This is a genomic window from Enterobacter sp. (genome assembly GCF_977039595.1).
Genome location: NZ_CDRQYH010000011.1, coordinates 49,231 through 65,239 on the forward strand (window position 1 = coordinate 49,231; position 16,009 = coordinate 65,239).

At 55.7% G+C, this 16,009-nt stretch carries 22 protein-coding genes, 1 tRNA gene and 1 pseudogene; 8 read left to right on the forward strand and 16 right to left on the reverse strand.

Annotated features, from left to right (window positions below; all coding sequences use genetic code 11):
- Positions 1-2 precede the first annotated feature (2 nt).
- The 4 genes from ureE to ureG are packed head-to-tail and all read left to right on the forward strand — an operon-like array spanning position 3 to position 2,317.
- On the forward strand, positions 3-467 hold the full coding sequence (gene ureE / locus ACWYRJ_RS05695; protein WP_455507556.1) for an urease accessory protein UreE: 465 nt from the start codon (positions 3-5) through the stop codon (positions 465-467).
- Positions 468-476: 9 nt separating this feature from the next.
- Positions 477-1,016, forward strand: a complete 540-nt coding sequence (locus ACWYRJ_RS05700; protein ID WP_455507549.1) for a HupE/UreJ family protein — start codon at positions 477-479, stop codon at positions 1,014-1,016.
- Positions 1,016-1,690, forward strand: a complete 675-nt coding sequence (locus ACWYRJ_RS05705; RefSeq protein WP_455507550.1) for an urease accessory protein UreF — start codon at positions 1,016-1,018, stop codon at positions 1,688-1,690. Before ACWYRJ_RS05700 ends, ACWYRJ_RS05705 begins: the two co-directional genes overlap by 1 nt.
- Positions 1,691-1,699: 9 nt before the next feature.
- The gene (ureG, locus tag ACWYRJ_RS05710) at positions 1,700-2,317 is read left to right on the forward strand and encodes an urease accessory protein UreG (RefSeq protein WP_014071813.1); all 618 of its coding nucleotides are present in this window, start codon (positions 1,700-1,702) and stop codon (positions 2,315-2,317) included.
- A gap of 44 nt (positions 2,318-2,361) precedes the next feature.
- On the opposite strand, the gene tsaD is transcribed toward ureG, so the two are convergent.
- Positions 2,362-3,375, reverse strand: a complete 1,014-nt coding sequence (gene tsaD, locus ACWYRJ_RS05715) for a tRNA (adenosine(37)-N6)-threonylcarbamoyltransferase complex transferase subunit TsaD (protein ID WP_455507551.1) — start codon at positions 3,373-3,375, stop codon at positions 2,362-2,364.
- 236 nt (positions 3,376-3,611) lie between these two features.
- Here tsaD and rpsU point away from each other — a divergent pair, with 236 nt between their 5' ends.
- From rpsU to rpoD, 3 genes are all read left to right on the forward strand, one after another.
- Positions 3,612-3,827, forward strand: a complete 216-nt coding sequence (rpsU, locus tag ACWYRJ_RS05720) for a 30S ribosomal protein S21 (protein ID WP_001144069.1) — start codon at positions 3,612-3,614, stop codon at positions 3,825-3,827.
- 115 nt (positions 3,828-3,942) lie between these two features.
- Positions 3,943-5,688, forward strand: a complete 1,746-nt coding sequence (dnaG, locus tag ACWYRJ_RS05725) for a DNA primase (RefSeq protein ID WP_003862574.1) — start codon at positions 3,943-3,945, stop codon at positions 5,686-5,688.
- 165 nt (positions 5,689-5,853) lie between these two features.
- Complete coding sequence (gene rpoD, locus ACWYRJ_RS05730; RefSeq protein ID WP_023309228.1) at positions 5,854-7,701, forward strand: RNA polymerase sigma factor RpoD; 1,848 nt, start codon at positions 5,854-5,856, stop codon at positions 7,699-7,701.
- 101 nt (positions 7,702-7,802) lie between these two features.
- On the opposite strand, the gene mug is transcribed toward rpoD, so the two are convergent.
- Positions 7,803-8,309, reverse strand: coding sequence for a G/U mismatch-specific DNA glycosylase (gene mug, locus ACWYRJ_RS05735; RefSeq protein ID WP_008503183.1), 507 nt, complete (start codon positions 8,307-8,309; stop codon positions 7,803-7,805).
- Between the two features lie 124 nt (positions 8,310-8,433).
- Between mug and ACWYRJ_RS05740 the strand changes: the two genes are divergently transcribed.
- A tRNA-Ile gene (locus tag ACWYRJ_RS05740) sits at positions 8,434-8,509 on the forward strand.
- Positions 8,510-8,670: 161 nt separating this feature from the next.
- Here the strand turns inward: ACWYRJ_RS05740 and ACWYRJ_RS05745 are convergent.
- The 14 genes and pseudogenes from ACWYRJ_RS05745 to ACWYRJ_RS05810 all read right to left on the reverse strand — a co-directional run bounded on the left by ACWYRJ_RS05745 (position 8,671) and on the right by ACWYRJ_RS05810 (position 15,990).
- A complete protein-coding gene (locus ACWYRJ_RS05745; protein ID WP_045268641.1) occupies positions 8,671-9,012 on the reverse strand; it encodes a TA system toxin CbtA family protein in 342 nt (113 codons plus the stop codon).
- Positions 9,013-9,032: 20 nt separating this feature from the next.
- Positions 9,033-9,350 (reverse strand): type IV toxin-antitoxin system YeeU family antitoxin, encoded by a 318-nt coding sequence (locus ACWYRJ_RS05750; protein WP_455507552.1) that lies wholly within the window; start codon positions 9,348-9,350, stop codon positions 9,033-9,035.
- A gap of 19 nt (positions 9,351-9,369) precedes the next feature.
- Complete coding sequence (locus ACWYRJ_RS05755; RefSeq protein ID WP_106929599.1) at positions 9,370-9,591, reverse strand: DUF987 domain-containing protein; 222 nt, start codon at positions 9,589-9,591, stop codon at positions 9,370-9,372.
- An 8-nt stretch (positions 9,592-9,599) separates the two neighbouring features.
- Complete coding sequence (locus ACWYRJ_RS05760) at positions 9,600-10,076, reverse strand: JAB domain-containing protein (protein WP_023336794.1); 477 nt, start codon at positions 10,074-10,076, stop codon at positions 9,600-9,602.
- Between the two features lie 15 nt (positions 10,077-10,091).
- Complete coding sequence (locus ACWYRJ_RS05765; RefSeq protein WP_151331197.1) at positions 10,092-10,550, reverse strand: antirestriction protein; 459 nt, start codon at positions 10,548-10,550, stop codon at positions 10,092-10,094.
- Positions 10,551-10,647: 97 nt separating this feature from the next.
- Positions 10,648-10,887 (reverse strand): DUF905 domain-containing protein, encoded by a 240-nt coding sequence (locus ACWYRJ_RS05770; RefSeq protein WP_063199992.1) that lies wholly within the window; start codon positions 10,885-10,887, stop codon positions 10,648-10,650.
- Between the two features lie 76 nt (positions 10,888-10,963).
- Entirely contained in the window at positions 10,964-11,431 is a 468-nt protein-coding gene (gene ykfB, locus ACWYRJ_RS05775; RefSeq protein WP_455507553.1) for a protein YkfB, read from the reverse strand.
- A 22-nt stretch (positions 11,432-11,453) separates the two neighbouring features.
- The gene (locus ACWYRJ_RS05780) at positions 11,454-11,897 is read right to left on the reverse strand and encodes a YfjS/YafY family lipoprotein (RefSeq protein WP_455507554.1); all 444 of its coding nucleotides are present in this window, start codon (positions 11,895-11,897) and stop codon (positions 11,454-11,456) included.
- Complete coding sequence (gene ypjK, locus ACWYRJ_RS05785; protein WP_001144031.1) at positions 11,897-12,133, reverse strand: protein YpjK; 237 nt, start codon at positions 12,131-12,133, stop codon at positions 11,897-11,899. Before ypjK ends, ACWYRJ_RS05780 begins: the two co-directional genes overlap by 1 nt.
- 40 nt (positions 12,134-12,173) lie before the next feature.
- The gene (locus tag ACWYRJ_RS05790) at positions 12,174-12,875 is read right to left on the reverse strand and encodes a DeoR family transcriptional regulator (protein ID WP_006812588.1); all 702 of its coding nucleotides are present in this window, start codon (positions 12,873-12,875) and stop codon (positions 12,174-12,176) included.
- 216 nt (positions 12,876-13,091) lie between these two features.
- Entirely contained in the window at positions 13,092-13,913 is an 822-nt protein-coding gene (locus ACWYRJ_RS05795; RefSeq protein ID WP_455507555.1) for a DUF932 domain-containing protein, read from the reverse strand.
- 91 nt (positions 13,914-14,004) lie between these two features.
- Positions 14,005-14,868 (reverse strand): GTPase family protein, encoded by an 864-nt coding sequence (locus ACWYRJ_RS05800; protein WP_001065553.1) that lies wholly within the window; start codon positions 14,866-14,868, stop codon positions 14,005-14,007.
- Positions 14,869-15,022: 154 nt separating this feature from the next.
- Positions 15,023-15,604: pseudogene (locus ACWYRJ_RS05805) on the reverse strand (IS3 family transposase); the annotation flags it as partial.
- Positions 15,562-15,990: a hypothetical protein gene (locus ACWYRJ_RS05810; RefSeq protein WP_032638336.1), complete on the reverse strand. Its 429-nt coding sequence runs from the start codon at positions 15,988-15,990 to the stop codon at positions 15,562-15,564. The gene ACWYRJ_RS05810 and the pseudogene ACWYRJ_RS05805, both read right to left, overlap by 43 nt.
- Positions 15,991-16,009 lie beyond the last annotated feature (19 nt).

Sequence of the window (16,009 nt, forward strand, 5' to 3'; positions counted from 1 at the left end):
TGATGATTTATTTGACCCAACGTCTGGACCACGCGCACCCGACTACCGCCAGCGTCACGCTGCCGATTGACGTGCGGGTGAAAAGCCGCGCCCGCGTGGCGCTTAACGACGGTCGTGAAGCCGGGTTGATGCTGCCGCGCGGCCTGCTGCTGCGCGGGGGCGACCTGCTGACCACCGACGACGGCAGCGAGGTGATTGAAGTGATCGCCGCTCCGGAGTCGGTTTCCGTGGTGCGCTGTGCCGATCCGTTCCTGCTCGCCCGCGCCTGCTACCACCTGGGCAACCGCCACGTGCCGCTGCAGGTTATGCCCGGCGAGCTGCGCTATCACCACGATCACGTTCTCGACGACATGCTGCGCCAGTTCGGGCTGGACGTGACCTACGCCAGCCTGCCGTTTGAACCGGAAGCGGGCGCTTACACCAGCGATGCCCACAGCCACGGCCATTCTCACGCTCATTCACATTAAGGATTAATCATGCGCAAGTTACTCCCTCTGTTACTGCTGGCTTTTTCCGTTCCCGCGCTCGCGCATCCCGCCCACGGCGCCGACAGCTTCCAGGCCGGTTTTCTCCATCCGCTGACCGGACTCGATCACCTGCTGATGCTGGCGGGTGCAGGCGTGCTCTCGGCACTGAGCGGCCGCAAGCTCCTGCTGCCGTTTGCCACCCTCGGCATGATGCTCGTTGGCGCTATTGCGGGCAGCCTGCTCGGCGGCTTCAGCGGCATGGAGATGCTGATTATCGCCTCGCTGGCGGTCTGCGGCGTGATGATGTTTAAAACTGAAAATCGCTTGCTGCTGGCAGTGCCTGCCCTGGCGATGTTCCACGGCTGGGCGCACGGCGTGGAGATGTCCGGCCACAGCTTCTGGCTCTTCACCAGCGGCTTTATGCTCGCCAGCGCCACGGTGCTGTGCGCCAGCTTTGCCGCAGGGCTGCTGCTGCGCCGTCACGACGGCCTGCGTAAAACCTTCGGCGGCGGGCTGATCGTCTCCGCCCTGCTGGCACTGATGAGCTGATGGATCATTCCCGCCAGTTGCTGCGCCTGATGCAGCTCTCCAGCAGCAGCCTGCCGGTCGGGTCGTTTACCTGGTCACAGGGGCTGGAGTGGGCCGTTGAGGCGGGCTGGGTCACGGACGCCAACGCCTTTAAACGCTGGCAAATCCAGCAGATGGAGCAGAGCTTTTTCTGCGTCGACCTGCCGCTGTTTATCCGTATTTATCAGGCCTGTGAGCAACGCTCGCTTACAAATGCAAAACGCTGGACGGCATACCTGCTCGCCTGTCGGGAAACGCGCGAGCTACGAGAAGAAGAGCGCAACCGCGGGGCGGCCTTTACGCGGCTGATTAAGAGCTGGGAACCTGACTGTCCGCCCGAATGGCTGCCGCTGTTTATGCAAAGCCAGCTCTGCGGCATGGCCTGGCTCGGCGTTCGCTGGGGCATTAGCGCGCGCGAACTGGCGCTGAGTCTGGGCTACAGCTGGATGGAGAGCGCGGTCATGGCGGGCGTCAAGCTGGTGCCGTTTGGGCAACAGGCCGCGCAGCAGCTGATTATCGAACTGAGCGACCACTACGCCGCAGGTTTTGAACAGGCATTTTTACGTCGCGACGACGCGCTGGGGGCAGCAACGCCGCTGTCCGCCATCGCCTCGGCGCGCCACGAAACCCAATATTCACGACTATTCCGTTCCTGAGGAGTCAACATGGCTGATTACAAACATCCCCTGCGCGTGGGCGTGGGCGGCCCGGTAGGGTCGGGCAAAACCGCGCTGCTGGAAGCGCTCTGCAAGGCGATGCGCGATACCTATCATCTTGCGGTGGTCACCAACGATATCTACACCAAAGAGGATCAGCGCATCCTGACCGAAGCGGGCGCGCTGGAGCCAGAGCGCATCGTGGGCGTGGAGACGGGCGGCTGCCCGCATACCGCTATCCGGGAAGATGCTTCGATGAACCTGGCGGCGGTGGAAGCGTTGAGCGAGAAGTTCGGCAATCTGGACCTGATCTTCGTTGAAAGCGGCGGAGACAACCTTAGCGCGACGTTCAGCCCTGAGCTGGCGGATCTGACCATTTACGTGATCGACGTGGCCGAAGGGGAAAAAATCCCGCGCAAGGGCGGGCCGGGGATCACAAAATCTGATTTTCTGGTCATCAACAAAACCGATCTCGCGCCGTACGTGGGTGCCTCGCTGGAGGTGATGGAGCGCGATACCAACCGCATGCGCGGCGAGCGTCCATGGACCTTTACCAACCTGAAGGCGGGTGACGGTCTTGCGACGATTATTGCATTTCTGGAAGAGAAAGGGATGTTGCGGGTGTAGTCAAACGATCCCCTCTCCCTGTGGGAGAGGGTTAGGGTGAGGGATTACGCCTCCGGCAGTTCCGCCAGCGGCCAGCGCGGACGCACGGACACGCTCAGGTCGGACGTTGCCCGCGCATTAAGGCGCACCATCCCGGCGTAGGCGATCATCGCCCCGTTATCGGTACAGAATTCCGGACGGGCATAGAACACTTCCCCGCGACGCTTTTGCATCATCTCGGCGAGCTTCGCGCGAAGCGTGCGGTTAGCGCTCACGCCACCCGCCATCACCAGACGCTTAAAGCCGGTCTGATCCAGCGCGCGCTTGCACTTTATCATCAGCGTGTCCACTACCGCATCTTCGAACGCGCGGGCGATATCGGCGCGGGTTTGCTCGCTGTCGTCGTTATTGCGGATCGTGTTGGCCGCAAAGGTTTTCAGCCCGGAGAAGCTGAAGTCCAGCCCCGGACGGTCGGTCATCGGACGCGGGAAGACAAAGCGCCCTTCCGTTCCCTGCGCCGCCATTTTGGACAGCATCGGGCCGCCCGGGTAATCCAGACCCAGCAGCTTGGCGGTTTTATCGAACGCTTCACCGGCGGCGTCGTCGATCGACTCGCCCAGCAGCTCGTACTTGCCAATGCCCGTTACGCTAATCAGCTGCGTATGGCCGCCGGAAACCAGCAGCGCAACAAACGGGAATTCAGGCGGATTCTCTTCCAGCATCGGCGCCAGAAGATGCCCTTCCATATGGTGAACCGGGATGGCCGGCACGTCCCACGCGAAGGCCAGCGAACGACCAACGGTTGCGCCAACCAGCAGCGCACCGACCAGGCCCGGGCCTGCGGTATAGGCCACGGCATCAATATCGGTTGAGCTCAACCCGGCCTCTTTCAGCGCCGCCTGAATCAGGGGAACCGTTTTACGCACGTGGTCACGAGAGGCCAGTTCAGGTACGACGCCGCCGTAGTCAGCGTGCAATTTCACCTGACTATACAGCTGGTTGGCCAGAAGCCCTTTTTCGTCGTCGTAAATGGCGATGCCGGTTTCATCGCAGGATGTTTCAATACCCAGTACACGCATGACTTGTTTTACCTCGTTTCAATACCGCGCAGTGTAGAGCCTGGGCGGGTTGATGTAAAACTTTGTTCGCCCCAGGAAGAAGGCTCGTGTATACTCCTCACCCTTATTAAAGTCCCTTTCAAAATCGCATCGGTGCTTTACAAAGCAGCAGCATTTGCAGTAAAATTCCGCACCATTTTGAAATAAGCTGGCGTTGATGCCAGCGGCAAACCGAATTTATTAAAGGTGAGAGTTACATGCCGGTAATTAAAGTACGTGAAAACGAGCCGTTCGACGTAGCACTGCGTCGCTTCAAACGTTCATGCGAGAAAGCAGGTGTTCTGGCTGAAGTTCGTCGTCGTGAGTTTTATGAAAAACCAACGACCGAACGTAAGCGCGCTAAAGCTTCCGCTGTGAAACGTCACGCGAAGAAACTGGCTCGCGAAAACGCACGCCGTACTCGTCTGTACTAATTGGTTGAGGGCCTCAGCCCTCAATTGACAGACAGAGTAATAGTCGTAAGGCCGTGCTTCCGGAAGGAATGCGCGGCTTGTTTTCGTTTATAAGTCGCTTAAATTTTTGGGGCATATGGCCGGAAGAATCCCACGCGTTTTCATCAATGACCTGCTTGCCAGAACCGACATCGTCGATCTCATCGACGCGCGGGTAAAGCTGAAAAAACAGGGCAAGAATTACCATGCGTGCTGTCCGTTCCATAACGAAAAAACCCCCTCCTTCACCGTAAACGGTGAAAAGCAGTTTTACCATTGCTTCGGCTGTGGTGCTCACGGTAATGCCGTTGATTTTTTAATGAACTACGACAAGCTCGAGTTCGTTGAAACCGTCGAAGAGCTGGCGGCAATGCATAACCTTGAAGTGCCGTATGAAGCAGGCAGTGGGCCAAGTCAGATCGAGCGCCATCAACGGCAAACGCTGTATCAACTGATGGATGGCCTGAATTCGTTTTACCAACAGTCTCTTAAGCACTCTGCGGCTGAGCCTGCGCGTCAGTATCTGAACAAGCGCGGACTGAGCGACGATGTCATTGCGCGTTTCGCTATTGGTTACGCCCCGCCCGGCTGGGACAACGTGTTAAAGCGTTTTGGCGGCAATAGCGAAGATCGTAAATCTCTCATCGATGCAGGCATGCTGGTCACCAACGACCAGGGACGAAGCTACGACCGCTTCCGCGAACGGGTGATGTTTCCGATCCGCGACAAGCGAGGCCGGGTAATTGGTTTTGGTGGTCGCGTGCTGGGTGATGCCCTGCCGAAATACCTTAACTCCCCGGAAACCGATATTTTCCATAAGGGCCGCCAGCTTTACGGTCTTTATGAGGCGCAGCAGGATAACGCGGAACCTCCGCGTCTTCTGGTCGTCGAAGGCTATATGGACGTCGTTGCGCTGGCGCAGTACGACATTAACTACGCGGTTGCGTCGTTAGGTACGTCCACCACCGCCGATCATATTCAACTGCTGTTCAGGGTGACCAATAACGTCATCTGCTGTTACGACGGTGACCGTGCAGGACGCGACGCCGCCTGGCGTGCGCTGGAAACCGCGCTACCCTATATGACCGACGGGCGTCAGCTACGCTTTATGTTCCTGCCCGACGGTGAAGACCCGGATACGCTGGTGCGTAAAGAGGGCAAAGCGGCGTTTGAAGCGCGGATGGAGCAGGCTCAGCCGCTCTCCACGTTTTTGTTTAACAGCCTGATGCCGCAGGTCGATTTGAGTACCCCTGACGGGCGCGCGCAGCTCAGCACGCTGGCGCTGCCGTTAATCAGTCAGGTGCCCGGCGAAACGCTGCGCATCTACCTGCGTCAGGAGTTAGGCAACAAGCTCGGCATTCTGGATGACAGCCAGCTTGAACGTTTAATGCCTAAACAGGCTGAAAACGGCACGGTTCGCCCCGCGCCTCAGCTAAAACGCACAACCATGCGTATACTGATAGGGTTACTGGTCCAAAACCCCGAGCTTGCGCCGCAGGTGCCGTCGCTGGCGGGTTTGAACCACGAAAAATTGCCCGGACTTGGCTTATTTTCAGAACTGGTCAACACGTGTTTGTCTCAGCCAGGTCTGACCACCGGACAACTTTTAGAGCATTATCGCGGCACAAAAGAGGCCGCTACCCTTGAAAAATTGTCGATGTGGGACGATATAGCAGATAAGGACATTGCAGAAAAAACGTTCACCGACTCACTCAACCATATGTTTGATTCGATGCTTGAGCTGCGCCAGGAAGAGTTGATAGCTCGCGAGCGCACACACGGTTTGAGCAGCGAAGAACGCCGGGAGCTCTGGATGATTAACCAGGAACTGGCGAAGAAATAAGTCAAAGACAAAAGTATTTAACGGCTTAAGTGCCGAATATCGATCGGGAAGCCCCCGGCAGCCGCACTGAGAGGCAGCGGCAAAAATATAAGTACGCCCTCGCTTTAAAGGTTGGCAGCCCCATCGCCGACACCAATCAAACGAATTAAGTGTGGATACCGTCTTATGGAGCAAAACCCGCAGTCACAGCTGAAACTTCTTGTCCAACGTGGTAAGGAGCAAGGCTATCTGACCTATGCCGAGGTCAATGACCATCTGCCGGAAGATATCGTCGATTCAGATCAAATCGAAGACATCATCCAAATGATCAATGACATGGGCATTCAGGTGATGGAAGAAGCACCGGATGCCGATGATCTGTTGCTGGCTGAAACCTCCAACAACACTGACGAAGATGCGGAAGAAGCTGCTGCACAGGTACTGTCCAGCGTGGAATCTGAAATCGGGCGTACCACTGACCCGGTCCGCATGTACATGCGCGAAATGGGTACCGTTGAACTGTTGACCCGCGAAGGCGAAATTGACATCGCAAAACGCATCGAAGACGGGATCAACCAGGTTCAGTGCTCTGTCGCCGAGTACCCGGAAGCGATCACCTATCTGCTGGAGCAGTACGATCGCGTTGAAGCGGAAGAAGCGCGCCTGTCTGACCTGATCACCGGTTTTGTCGATCCGAACGCTGAAGAAGATATGGCGCCTACCGCCACTCACGTCGGTTCTGAACTGTCTCAGGAAGAGATGGATGATGACGAAGACGAAGATGAGGAAGAGAGCGACGACGACACCGCGGACGATGACAACAGCATCGACCCGGAGCTGGCGCGCGAGAAGTTTGCCGAGTTGCGTACCCAGTACGAAGTGACGCGTGACACCATCAAAGCGAAAGGCCGCAGCCACGCTGCCGCTCAGGAAGAGATCCTGAAGCTGTCTGAAGTATTCAAACAGTTCCGCCTGGTGCCAAAACAGTTCGACTACCTGGTAAACAGCATGCGCGTGATGATGGATCGCGTACGCACCCAGGAACGCATCATCATGAAGCTGTGCGTTGAGCAGTGCAAAATGCCGAAGAAGAACTTCATCACCCTCTTCACCGGTAACGAAACCAGCGAAACCTGGTTCAACGCGGCTATCGCGATGAACAAGCCGTGGTCTGAAAAACTGCACGACGTGAAGGACGATGTGCATCGCGGCCTGCAGAAACTGCATCAGATTGAAGAAGAGACCGGCCTGACCATCGAGCAGGTTAAAGACATCAACCGTCGTATGTCCATCGGTGAAGCGAAAGCTCGCCGTGCGAAGAAAGAGATGGTTGAAGCGAACTTGCGTCTGGTTATCTCTATCGCCAAGAAATACACCAACCGTGGCCTGCAGTTCCTGGATCTGATTCAGGAAGGCAACATCGGTCTGATGAAAGCGGTAGATAAGTTTGAATACCGTCGTGGTTACAAGTTCTCCACCTATGCAACCTGGTGGATCCGTCAGGCGATCACCCGCTCTATCGCGGATCAGGCGCGTACCATCCGTATTCCGGTGCATATGATTGAGACCATCAACAAGCTCAACCGTATTTCCCGCCAGATGCTGCAGGAGATGGGCCGCGAGCCGACGCCGGAAGAGCTGGCCGAGCGCATGCTGATGCCGGAAGACAAGATCCGTAAAGTTCTGAAGATCGCCAAAGAGCCAATCTCCATGGAAACACCAATCGGTGATGATGAAGATTCGCATCTGGGTGATTTCATCGAGGATACCACCCTCGAGCTGCCGCTGGACTCTGCCACCACCGAGAGCCTGCGTGCTGCGACACACGACGTTCTGGCTGGCCTGACCGCTCGTGAAGCGAAAGTCCTGCGTATGCGTTTCGGTATCGATATGAACACCGACCACACGCTGGAAGAAGTGGGTAAACAGTTCGACGTTACCCGCGAACGTATCCGTCAGATCGAAGCGAAGGCGCTGCGTAAGCTGCGTCATCCAAGCCGCTCTGAAGTGCTGCGTAGCTTCCTGGACGACTAATCCGTCCTGACCGTGAAAAAGCTCCCTTCGGGGAGCTTTTTTTGTTTATTCCCTCTCCCTGTGGAAGAAAGTCAGGGGTGAGAGCATCAGGCAGCAGGGGATTAAAGCCCCCGCACCATCAGCGCCTCATCAAGCTCCCTGTAGGCCTCCACCAGCTTATCCAGCGTCGCCCTGTTGAGCCCGCTCGGGTTCGGCAACACCCACACCTGCGTAACGCCAATCATGATGCTCTGCTTACCCCACTTAGCCCCGCGCTGGCTGAAAGCCTGCTCGTAGGCCTGCTTACCGAGGATCGCCAGCGCTGCCGGCTGATAGTCTTCTATTTTCTTCACCAGCTCACGCCCGCCGCTTCGCAGCTCATGGAGGTTGACCTCACTTGCCTGTACAGTCGGACGCTCGACCAGCATGGTAATTCCGCAGCGCGTATCCAGCAGGTGTTGTTCCTCTTCGGGCTTGAGTAACCTGTCGGTAAACCCGGCCTGGTAAATCACCTTCCAGAAGCGATTCCCCGGATGGGCGAAGTGAAAACCGGTGTGCGCCGAGGACTTGCCCGGGTTAATTCCGCAGAACACCACCCGCAGGCCAGGGGCCAGAATATCGTTGATCATCTTTACTCCCGCTGATACATCGTTATGGAAGTATAAAGGATTGATTATGCGTTGTTTATAAAAACAGCAGGCAGGTGCGAATGGCTGGATTGCTGCGGGGAGTTACTTTATAATTCACCGCCACGGCCCCTTAGCTCAGTGGTTAGAGCAGGCGACTCATAATCGCTTGGTCGTTGGTTCAAACCCAACAGGGGCCACCAGATAAAACAAGGAGTTAGATGAGAAATCGTCTAACTCCTTTTTCTTTGGATGCAATTTGGGTCAGGTAATGGGTCAGGTAAGGAATTGCTACCCTGCCCTCTTCATCTCGCTGCCAGCATCCCCGGATAGTGATGAAAGCCAGTAGCACTGCCTGTAATATTCACCGTACCAAATTTTTACGGCTTTGCCGCAACAAGCCAGTTGCCTGCCGTGCTCGCAGAATGTCTACAGCCCGGAGATAAGGGGATTGTTCCTGCCAGCTAAACCCCTTCCTGTCGATACGCACCAGTTCGTATTTTTCCACCAGAAAATTCACGGCATCAGCCAGCGAGATCCCGGCATCGATATGTTCCTGTATAACACGTTCCTTACTGAACGGTGTGTCGTTGAGGGTGAGACCATAGTGCTGTTCCAGCAGGCGTGTCAGTAACATTTTCCAGATAGCCACGGGTGACAGGCAGGGCTTCACCACCCGCAGAGTTGTTGCAGGTAAAGTTTTCATGTTTGCTCTCGTGAAGGTAATTAACGCTGAGTGGGGTAAATGGCGATGTATACGTAGCCGCAACTGCCAAGGGTGTCGGCTTCACAGGTAAAACCGTTGTGGTACAGGGTGACGCAGTGGGCATGTTGGGGGCTGAGTTCACCGGTGGTCAGCATCGATTCCATCTGGCGGATAAAGTGCGGGAATGTTTCATCCAGCTTCAGGCATTCGACGTCACTGAACATACCGGTGATGCTGGCCCGGTCAGCCAGGTAGTGCAGTCGGTTGCCCTCCTGTACCAGACGGGCTCCCAGGCGCGGCGTGATATTCCGCTGCAGGCCCCAGATGATGTGGGTCATGGCGGCTCTCCTTTTATTGTCAGTTCAGGGTGATGCTCATCAGGCAGGTATAGGGCCCGTTACGGTCCTGGCGGCGTTCGGCGTATACCGCGAGGACTCCGGTGATATCCGGAACGTCCCTGCCGGTGTAATGACAGACGCTACCGTGCCACTGGTATTTGCCGGTGCAGTAGCGAAAGATTCGGGACTCAGGATGCTGGCGGTATATCGTCATTGCCCGGCGTTTACTGATAATTTTCATGTAATACCTCAAAGCAGACCGTGTTCTGCGAACGAATAGATTTGCCTGCCACCGACAATCAGATGGTCAGGGACACGGATATCCACCAGCTGAAGCACCTGAAACAGTCGCTGCGTGAGGGTTTTGTCGGCCTGGCTGGGTGTCGTCTCGCCGGAAGGATGGTTATGCGCGAGTATCACCGCCGCCGCGTTGAAGTGCAGAGCACGTTTGACCACCTCCCGGGGATGCACCTCGGTGCGGTTAATCGTGCCGGTGAAGAGCGTTTCATGGGCAATCAACTGATTCTGGTTGTCCAGATACAACACCCGGAACTCTTCCCGCTCAAGCGCGGCCATATGCAGTCGCAGCCATTCACGTACGGCGTGGGTAGAGGTGAAGGCTACGCCGGGCTCATGCAGGTGGCGGTCCAGAGCCCTGAGCGCCCGCTGAATGAGACGCCGGTCCTGTGGCGTCATCTCGCCGGGTAAAAAGGAAAGCTGTTTCATCTGTTGCTCCTTCGGTCAGTCGATAATACGCAGAATGGCGTGGGCCTCTGGATGCTGCAGGGCGTAGTCCCGCAGGCGGTAATAGTGTTCAGTCATGGCATCGCATTGGGTGCGACAGGCGTGATGGCTGTACGCAATCAGGCAGACAGCAATACCTGCTGCTTCTGCACTCATTTGGGCATCGTTACCGTTCAGGCAGTTAAACAGACGCCATGTCTCATCGTTGTCAGGCTCGGGGGACATAAATGCGCCGCCATTGCTGAGGGTGTAGAACGACCAGATACCACCGCTGTAGCCCTCACAGAAGCGGTCCATCCAGGCGAAGATATGCGGCTCCAGGAGTAGCCACTGCGGGATAGCGCCAAAGTACTGTGGCCAGAAATCGATACGCTGTTCATCGGGGACCGGCGTGACGGTCAGTTCAAATTCGGGTTGGTTAGCGGGTGCGAGGTCGTGCTGCGTCTGTGTTGTCATGGGTATGTCTCCGTCAATAAAAACGCCAGCGGCGATGGCTGGCGTATGGGGATATAAAGTGTGTTCGGGGAGGTGAATGCGGGTAAATGCTTCGCGATCAGCGGGTGGCCGTGTCTGTACGGATGCCTGAGGTGCGGATATAGCGGTTAAGACCTTCACCGGCATCCGGCTCAAAGTTCCATGCCCGCCAGACCATCCGGCCTTCAGTGTCACGAACCACCAGACGGAAGTGACTGCCCTGGTCGTCTTCGAGTGTGATATTGCTGTACGTGGTAGTGACCGCTTGCGCTTGTCTCCGGGTGAAAGGCCCCGGTGGCAGCAACACGGATTGGGACATTTTCGGGCTCCTGATAAAAGAAAACCCCGGCAGCCTGATGGCTGTCGGGGTTGGTTTGCGTAAGGAGGAACGGCTTTCAGTCGTTACCGCAGTCTCCGGGAGTGGGCAGAACTTTCTCTGCGTTCTTCAGGTCCACAGTGAAAGTCCCCGCTTTACGGTCATTGACGTAAACGTCAAACTGCCCGGTCTTACGGATATCCATAATGAAGTCATACCAGGCGTTATCGCCGTTACGCCAGCCAAGGGTTGAGGGAATGGCATATTGCTTATGGTCCATCACCACGGTGACTGTGGTGCCATCATCGTGCGAACTGACCATCTTGTCATCGGCAAGGGTAAGAAAGACTGAATGCTGATAGAAACCATTCTGGTCCGGGTTCCCTGTGCAGTTGATGGTAAACGTCTTTCCGCTGGCTTCGGTCACGCTGTATTCCGTATTGCCCTGACCGTAACCCTGCTGCCAGAACCCCGGGATAGCAGAGGCATTAAAGCTCGCGAGCAGTACACCCGCCAGCATAAACCGACTTAGTGAAAGTATTGTCATTCTTGTCTCCTTTGTCGTTGTTTTATTCCTGGTTCTCAGGGTTTGAGGGTATCAGCAGTCGCCCCATCAGTTTGCCGTCATGGGCGTACTCAAAGTATTTTTCTTTGGTATACGGGTCCGTCACCTCCTGGTATTCCAGTTTGATGTTATCGGCAATACACAGCGCATTCATCAGTGGCTGGAGGGTTTTTTCCTGCATATCCACGAGGTAGTAGTAACTGCCATCCTCGCAGCCATCGGGCGACTGGCGGGTACGTAAAACCTGCAGGGTGGGACCGGATAAGTAGTCAACCTGTGACCATTCTTCGCTGACATCATCCTGGTGGCTGACCACATCACTGAAACGCGGTGGGGTGAGGTCCTTAAATTTACTGATGGCCTTCAGGTCATCACTTCTGTCATCACATGCGATGAGAAACAGAGTGGTGGCAACCAGCGCCAGCAGAGGCAGTGTTTTACGTTTCATTATTTTTTTCCTGAAATCAGACGAACCACTTTGGCAAAGACATAAATGCCCACGAAAATACCCACCGGCACGCCGACGAACGGTGTCAGCGCGACACTGGCAGCACCGGCTGCGCCACCTCCTGTCAGCAGTGCGGCAACAGTGGCAAGGGTCAGGGCCGCGAGACTGTCGGACACCCCGGTTTTGTTCAGAATGATGACGATGACAACAATGGCGATAATGGCAATAACGGGCATAGGGCTCCTCCCTGTTGCCGGGTTGATAACAACGCTTGCGCTATTCTGGTGAGCTGTTGGCCGGAACAAACGTAAGTAGTGACTGCTGGATAAAGCGAAAATGGGGTAAGGACTGAATAAAGCCCGGGTCTTCAACAAGACGACACAGACTGTCGTTACGCCGGAAAGTCTCCTGCAGGGGCTGAACCAGATGGATTTCATCCAGGGAGAATACGGCGATATGTCCGTCGTGCTCTGCCACCAGATACCAGGCCTGCTGGTGGATAAGTAACCGGCAGGGAGCCAGCCGCTCACAGCGCTGCCCCTCGGCAATCAGCGTCACCCGCCTGCGCCCGGTAATGGCCTGAATCAGTCGCCAGAAAGACAATGCGCCTGATGGCGAAGGAGCCGGACTGGCGGGTGCGATTACGCAGGGAGACTCATCGCACATCAGCAGTGCGTTTACCAGACGACGGTCAAAGCCAGGGAAAAGACCGGCCATCCCGCTGCGGTGGGCAAAGATAAGCACGTCGGGCACCATCTGCGTCTCACTGCCCGCAGTGCGTAAGCGGCAATATCCGGACTGATACTCCAGGTCCAGATACATCAGCCGCTCACGAAAATCACGCCGCAGCGTGCGCACCGACACACCAAACTCAGCGGCAAGCTTACGCACACTCAGCGTTTCCCCTGCCACCAGACGGCTGATTATCAGTGACAGCCTGACAGCCAGCCGGTCATGGCGGCGTTCTGCCTGTGTCATGAGACGTTCTCCGTGAAAGTTAACTGACTGAAAATGATGTGATTACTTTAAAGAGGGGGTCGGACAGGGTATGGACACCGCAGAAACTATTTTTCATTTCTGCAAAAGCCAGAGGCAGCGGGGGTTACAGGCCTTCCCTCGGTGAGTGAGGACCGTCAGCACGGTGCGATGCGGACAGGTGGTGTCCGATATTAACAAAGCAGCAACATTAAACGGTCACTGCAGTTGCGTGAGCAGGGCTTCCGCCATCACCCACAGTGCCCGGTTAAGTTTCACGTCCCCGTCGATACCGCGAACGGCACGGGTATGTGACCGTCCTCCTTTGGCATTACGGCCACTGAGCCCGCCCTTAATCAGGTTCTCCTGAATACGCTGGTACGTGGTCCACAGGTCATTGCTCTCATCCTGCCAGCGGCGAGGGGAGAGGATCTGCGATTCAGTCACCGGCTGGTGGTCTTCACCAAAGCGGTATGTGAGGGCGGCTTTTGCCAGTGCCTGCTGTGCCGGGGGTGGCAACAGCAACGACTGCATGGCATCCCGTTTCTCCTCCACCCGGTCAAAAATCCCCAGCACCTCATACGCGCCTTCAATCACCTGACTCACCACGTCCCCCTTGTGTGGCACCCGCACCTCGCCAAACGACTCACCGCAGACGAGCCCGTTCTGACAAACCGCACGAAATAGTCCCGGCAACATCTGATACGAACTGGTTCCATCGTGAGAGTTGAGTAGAATAATTTCCGGCACCTGTTTACCGGTGATCTGCCCTTCCCGCCGCAGACGCAGCATATGCTTTGTATGTTCACGACGATCCGGGTCACGCACGCGGGTCTGACAGGCAAAGAATGGCTGGAAGCCTTCTCGCTGCAGGCTGTCGAGCAGGGAGATGGTGGGTATATAGGTATAACGCTCACTACGGGACTCGTGTTTGTCCTCACTGAATACACTGGGCACTACGCGAAACAGCTCTTCACGGGTTAACGGACGGTCGCGACGGATAAGGTTTGCTGCGCCAAAGCGCGAAGCCAGACGGGTCATAAGCAGACTCCTCATAACGGGAAAACAAATAAAAGGGATCCCCGTCGCATCGGCGACAGGGGCAGGGAAGTAACAGGGATGGGTTAAATACTCAGAAGAAGAAATCCCAGACGGCGCGGGCCACTGACACCACCGTGGTGCGCACGGCCTGAATGACGGCCCGCACCGGGGCGGGTATCAGGGGAAAGGCACTGATGCTATCGAGTACGGCCCCGACGGTTTCACCAAAATCGCTACGAGCCTGTTCCCGGACTACCGTCGTGCGAAAGGAAGGATGGAGTTGCGACACCACCGGGCTGGTGGCCTCACGTGGCAGGCACTTAATCATCCGCTCGGCCATCACCTTAAGCCCCCATTGTAGACGGACCGACACAGCACACACCGGATGGACGGGCTGGAACAGCTCATGCAGCAGGCAGATTTTGCGGCTGATATTCTGCTTCTGCGCCGTGGACAACTGTCCCCCACCGCTGGTAGGTTCGGCCTTATCCGACTGGCTGATAACAAACAGCACCTTATGCCGGTATACCTCTCCAATCACCTGATGATAAAAATGTTCATCCACCGTCAGCGCCCGGTCATCGGCCTTAATCAGCCACAGTACCAGGTCGAGGCGAGGAAGCTGTTCGCGGTACAGCGCAGCATACTCGGTATCGCGAGCGCCACTTTCGCCCACGCCGGGCAGATCCATCAGCGTTATATAGCGGTCGCCGACTTGCAGGCGAAAGCGCAGTGGCTCACGTGTACAGGCCGCCACATCGCTGACCGGTGATATATCTCCGGCAAACAGGGCATTGCACAGACTGCTCTTCCCAACACCGGTTTTACCCATAATGCCGATCACTGGCTCGTAGTTAGTTAACTGGTTAATTTGCTGCAGAAGCCGCTCTGATACCCATTGCGGCAGATCAGCAAGCGATTGCTGAAACGACTTCAAACCTTCAGAATTATTCATCACTACTCCTCTGAAAAATAATAAAAAACGGTAGAATCGTGAGATTCCGCCGTTAATTGCGTATGTTCAGAGTGATGATATATATCTGAAGATTTTTTCAATCCTCTGCGCTTGAGGCAGCTGCGCGACTGCTGGCTGAATCGCCACGGATAATTTAGACACTTCCGAGCCGTTGATAATACTGGTTTTCATATTCTGTCGGTGACATCTGATCGCTGGAACCATGCCGACGCTTACTGTTATAAAACATTTCGATGTAATCAAAAATATCGCTGCGGGCTTCTTCCCGCGTTCCGTAGATCTTTTTCTTTATCCGTTCGCGTTTCAACAACTGGAAAAAGCTTTCTGCAACCGCATTATCATGGCAATTACCGCGACGGCTCATACTGCCCTCCAGCCCGTGTGATTTCAGGAACGACTGCCACTCATAGCTTGTGTACTGACTGCCTTGATCAGAATGAACCAGCACCTGCTTTTGAGGATTACGTCGCCACACGGCCATCAGAAGTGCATTCAGGACAATATCCTTTGTCATCCGGGGCTGCATTGACCAGCCAATAACTTTGCGCGAGAACAGGTCAACAACAACAGTCAGATACAGCCAGCCTTCGTGAGTCCGGATGTAGGTGATGTCCGTTACCCAACGCTCATCCGGTGCTTCCGGGTTGAACTGCCGCTGGAGCCTGTTGGGCGTCACGATGCTGGTTTCACCCTTACGTGCCCGTGGGCTACGGTATCAATGGCTTCAATGAATGGGGTTGCTTGGTCTACATCTAGCAGTAGACCGTACGCATCGGTCACTTCCCATCCTTTAGTAGGTATTTTTTCAATACGTTCGCCGCGCGCACCCGCGCGTAGCCATAGCAACGGCGCAATGCGAACAAAGGCCAAGTTGTGGCTAACCGACTTCTCAGCTTCGTAGGTCAGAGTGAAAAACTCGGCATTTTCCTCAAAACCGTCAGACATTGGGAACTCGTCTGTAAACCTATAATTGCCCTTAATCGGTTGTTCATTCGGCGTTTTGCCTGTGATAGCAGCTTGTACACGTGGTTTGGTGATATAATCACAGATCCCCCACTTTTCCCAATCAGGATCTCCAGGCCTTAAGCCCTGTTCGCGCAATTTTTTCTGTTCGTCGGCA

Coding starts and splice junctions, on each gene's coding strand:
- ureE (WP_455507556.1), top strand. CDS start 3: ATGATTTATTTGACCCAACGTCTGGACCACGCGCACCCGACTACCGCC.
- ACWYRJ_RS05700 (WP_455507549.1), top strand. CDS start 477: ATGCGCAAGTTACTCCCTCTGTTACTGCTGGCTTTTTCCGTTCCCGCG.
- ACWYRJ_RS05705 (WP_455507550.1), top strand. CDS start 1,016: ATGGATCATTCCCGCCAGTTGCTGCGCCTGATGCAGCTCTCCAGCAGC.
- ureG (WP_014071813.1), top strand. CDS start 1,700: ATGGCTGATTACAAACATCCCCTGCGCGTGGGCGTGGGCGGCCCGGTA.
- tsaD (WP_455507551.1), bottom strand. CDS start 3,375: ATGCGTGTACTGGGTATTGAAACATCCTGCGATGAAACCGGCATCGCC.
- rpsU (WP_001144069.1), top strand. CDS start 3,612: ATGCCGGTAATTAAAGTACGTGAAAACGAGCCGTTCGACGTAGCACTG.
- dnaG (WP_003862574.1), top strand. CDS start 3,943: ATGGCCGGAAGAATCCCACGCGTTTTCATCAATGACCTGCTTGCCAGA.
- rpoD (WP_023309228.1), top strand. CDS start 5,854: ATGGAGCAAAACCCGCAGTCACAGCTGAAACTTCTTGTCCAACGTGGT.
- mug (WP_008503183.1), bottom strand. CDS start 8,309: ATGATCAACGATATTCTGGCCCCTGGCCTGCGGGTGGTGTTCTGCGGA.
- ACWYRJ_RS05745 (WP_045268641.1), bottom strand. CDS start 9,012: ATGAAAACTTTACCTGCAACAACTCTGCGGGTGGTGAAGCCCTGCCTG.
- ACWYRJ_RS05750 (WP_455507552.1), bottom strand. CDS start 9,350: ATGACCCACATCATCTGGGGCCTGCAGCGGAATATCACGCCGCGCCTG.
- ACWYRJ_RS05755 (WP_106929599.1), bottom strand. CDS start 9,591: ATGAAAATTATCAGTAAACGCCGGGCAATGACGATATACCGCCAGCAT.
- ACWYRJ_RS05760 (WP_023336794.1), bottom strand. CDS start 10,076: ATGAAACAGCTTTCCTTTTTACCCGGCGAGATGACGCCACAGGACCGG.
- ACWYRJ_RS05765 (WP_151331197.1), bottom strand. CDS start 10,550: ATGACAACACAGACGCAGCACGACCTCGCACCCGCTAACCAACCCGAA.
- ACWYRJ_RS05770 (WP_063199992.1), bottom strand. CDS start 10,887: ATGTCCCAATCCGTGTTGCTGCCACCGGGGCCTTTCACCCGGAGACAA.
- ykfB (WP_455507553.1), bottom strand. CDS start 11,431: ATGACAATACTTTCACTAAGTCGGTTTATGCTGGCGGGTGTACTGCTC.
- ACWYRJ_RS05780 (WP_455507554.1), bottom strand. CDS start 11,897: ATGAAACGTAAAACACTGCCTCTGCTGGCGCTGGTTGCCACCACTCTG.
- ypjK (WP_001144031.1), bottom strand. CDS start 12,133: ATGCCCGTTATTGCCATTATCGCCATTGTTGTCATCGTCATCATTCTG.
- ACWYRJ_RS05790 (WP_006812588.1), bottom strand. CDS start 12,875: ATGACACAGGCAGAACGCCGCCATGACCGGCTGGCTGTCAGGCTGTCA.
- ACWYRJ_RS05795 (WP_455507555.1), bottom strand. CDS start 13,913: ATGACCCGTCTGGCTTCGCGCTTTGGCGCAGCAAACCTTATCCGTCGC.
- ACWYRJ_RS05800 (WP_001065553.1), bottom strand. CDS start 14,868: ATGAATAATTCTGAAGGTTTGAAGTCGTTTCAGCAATCGCTTGCTGAT.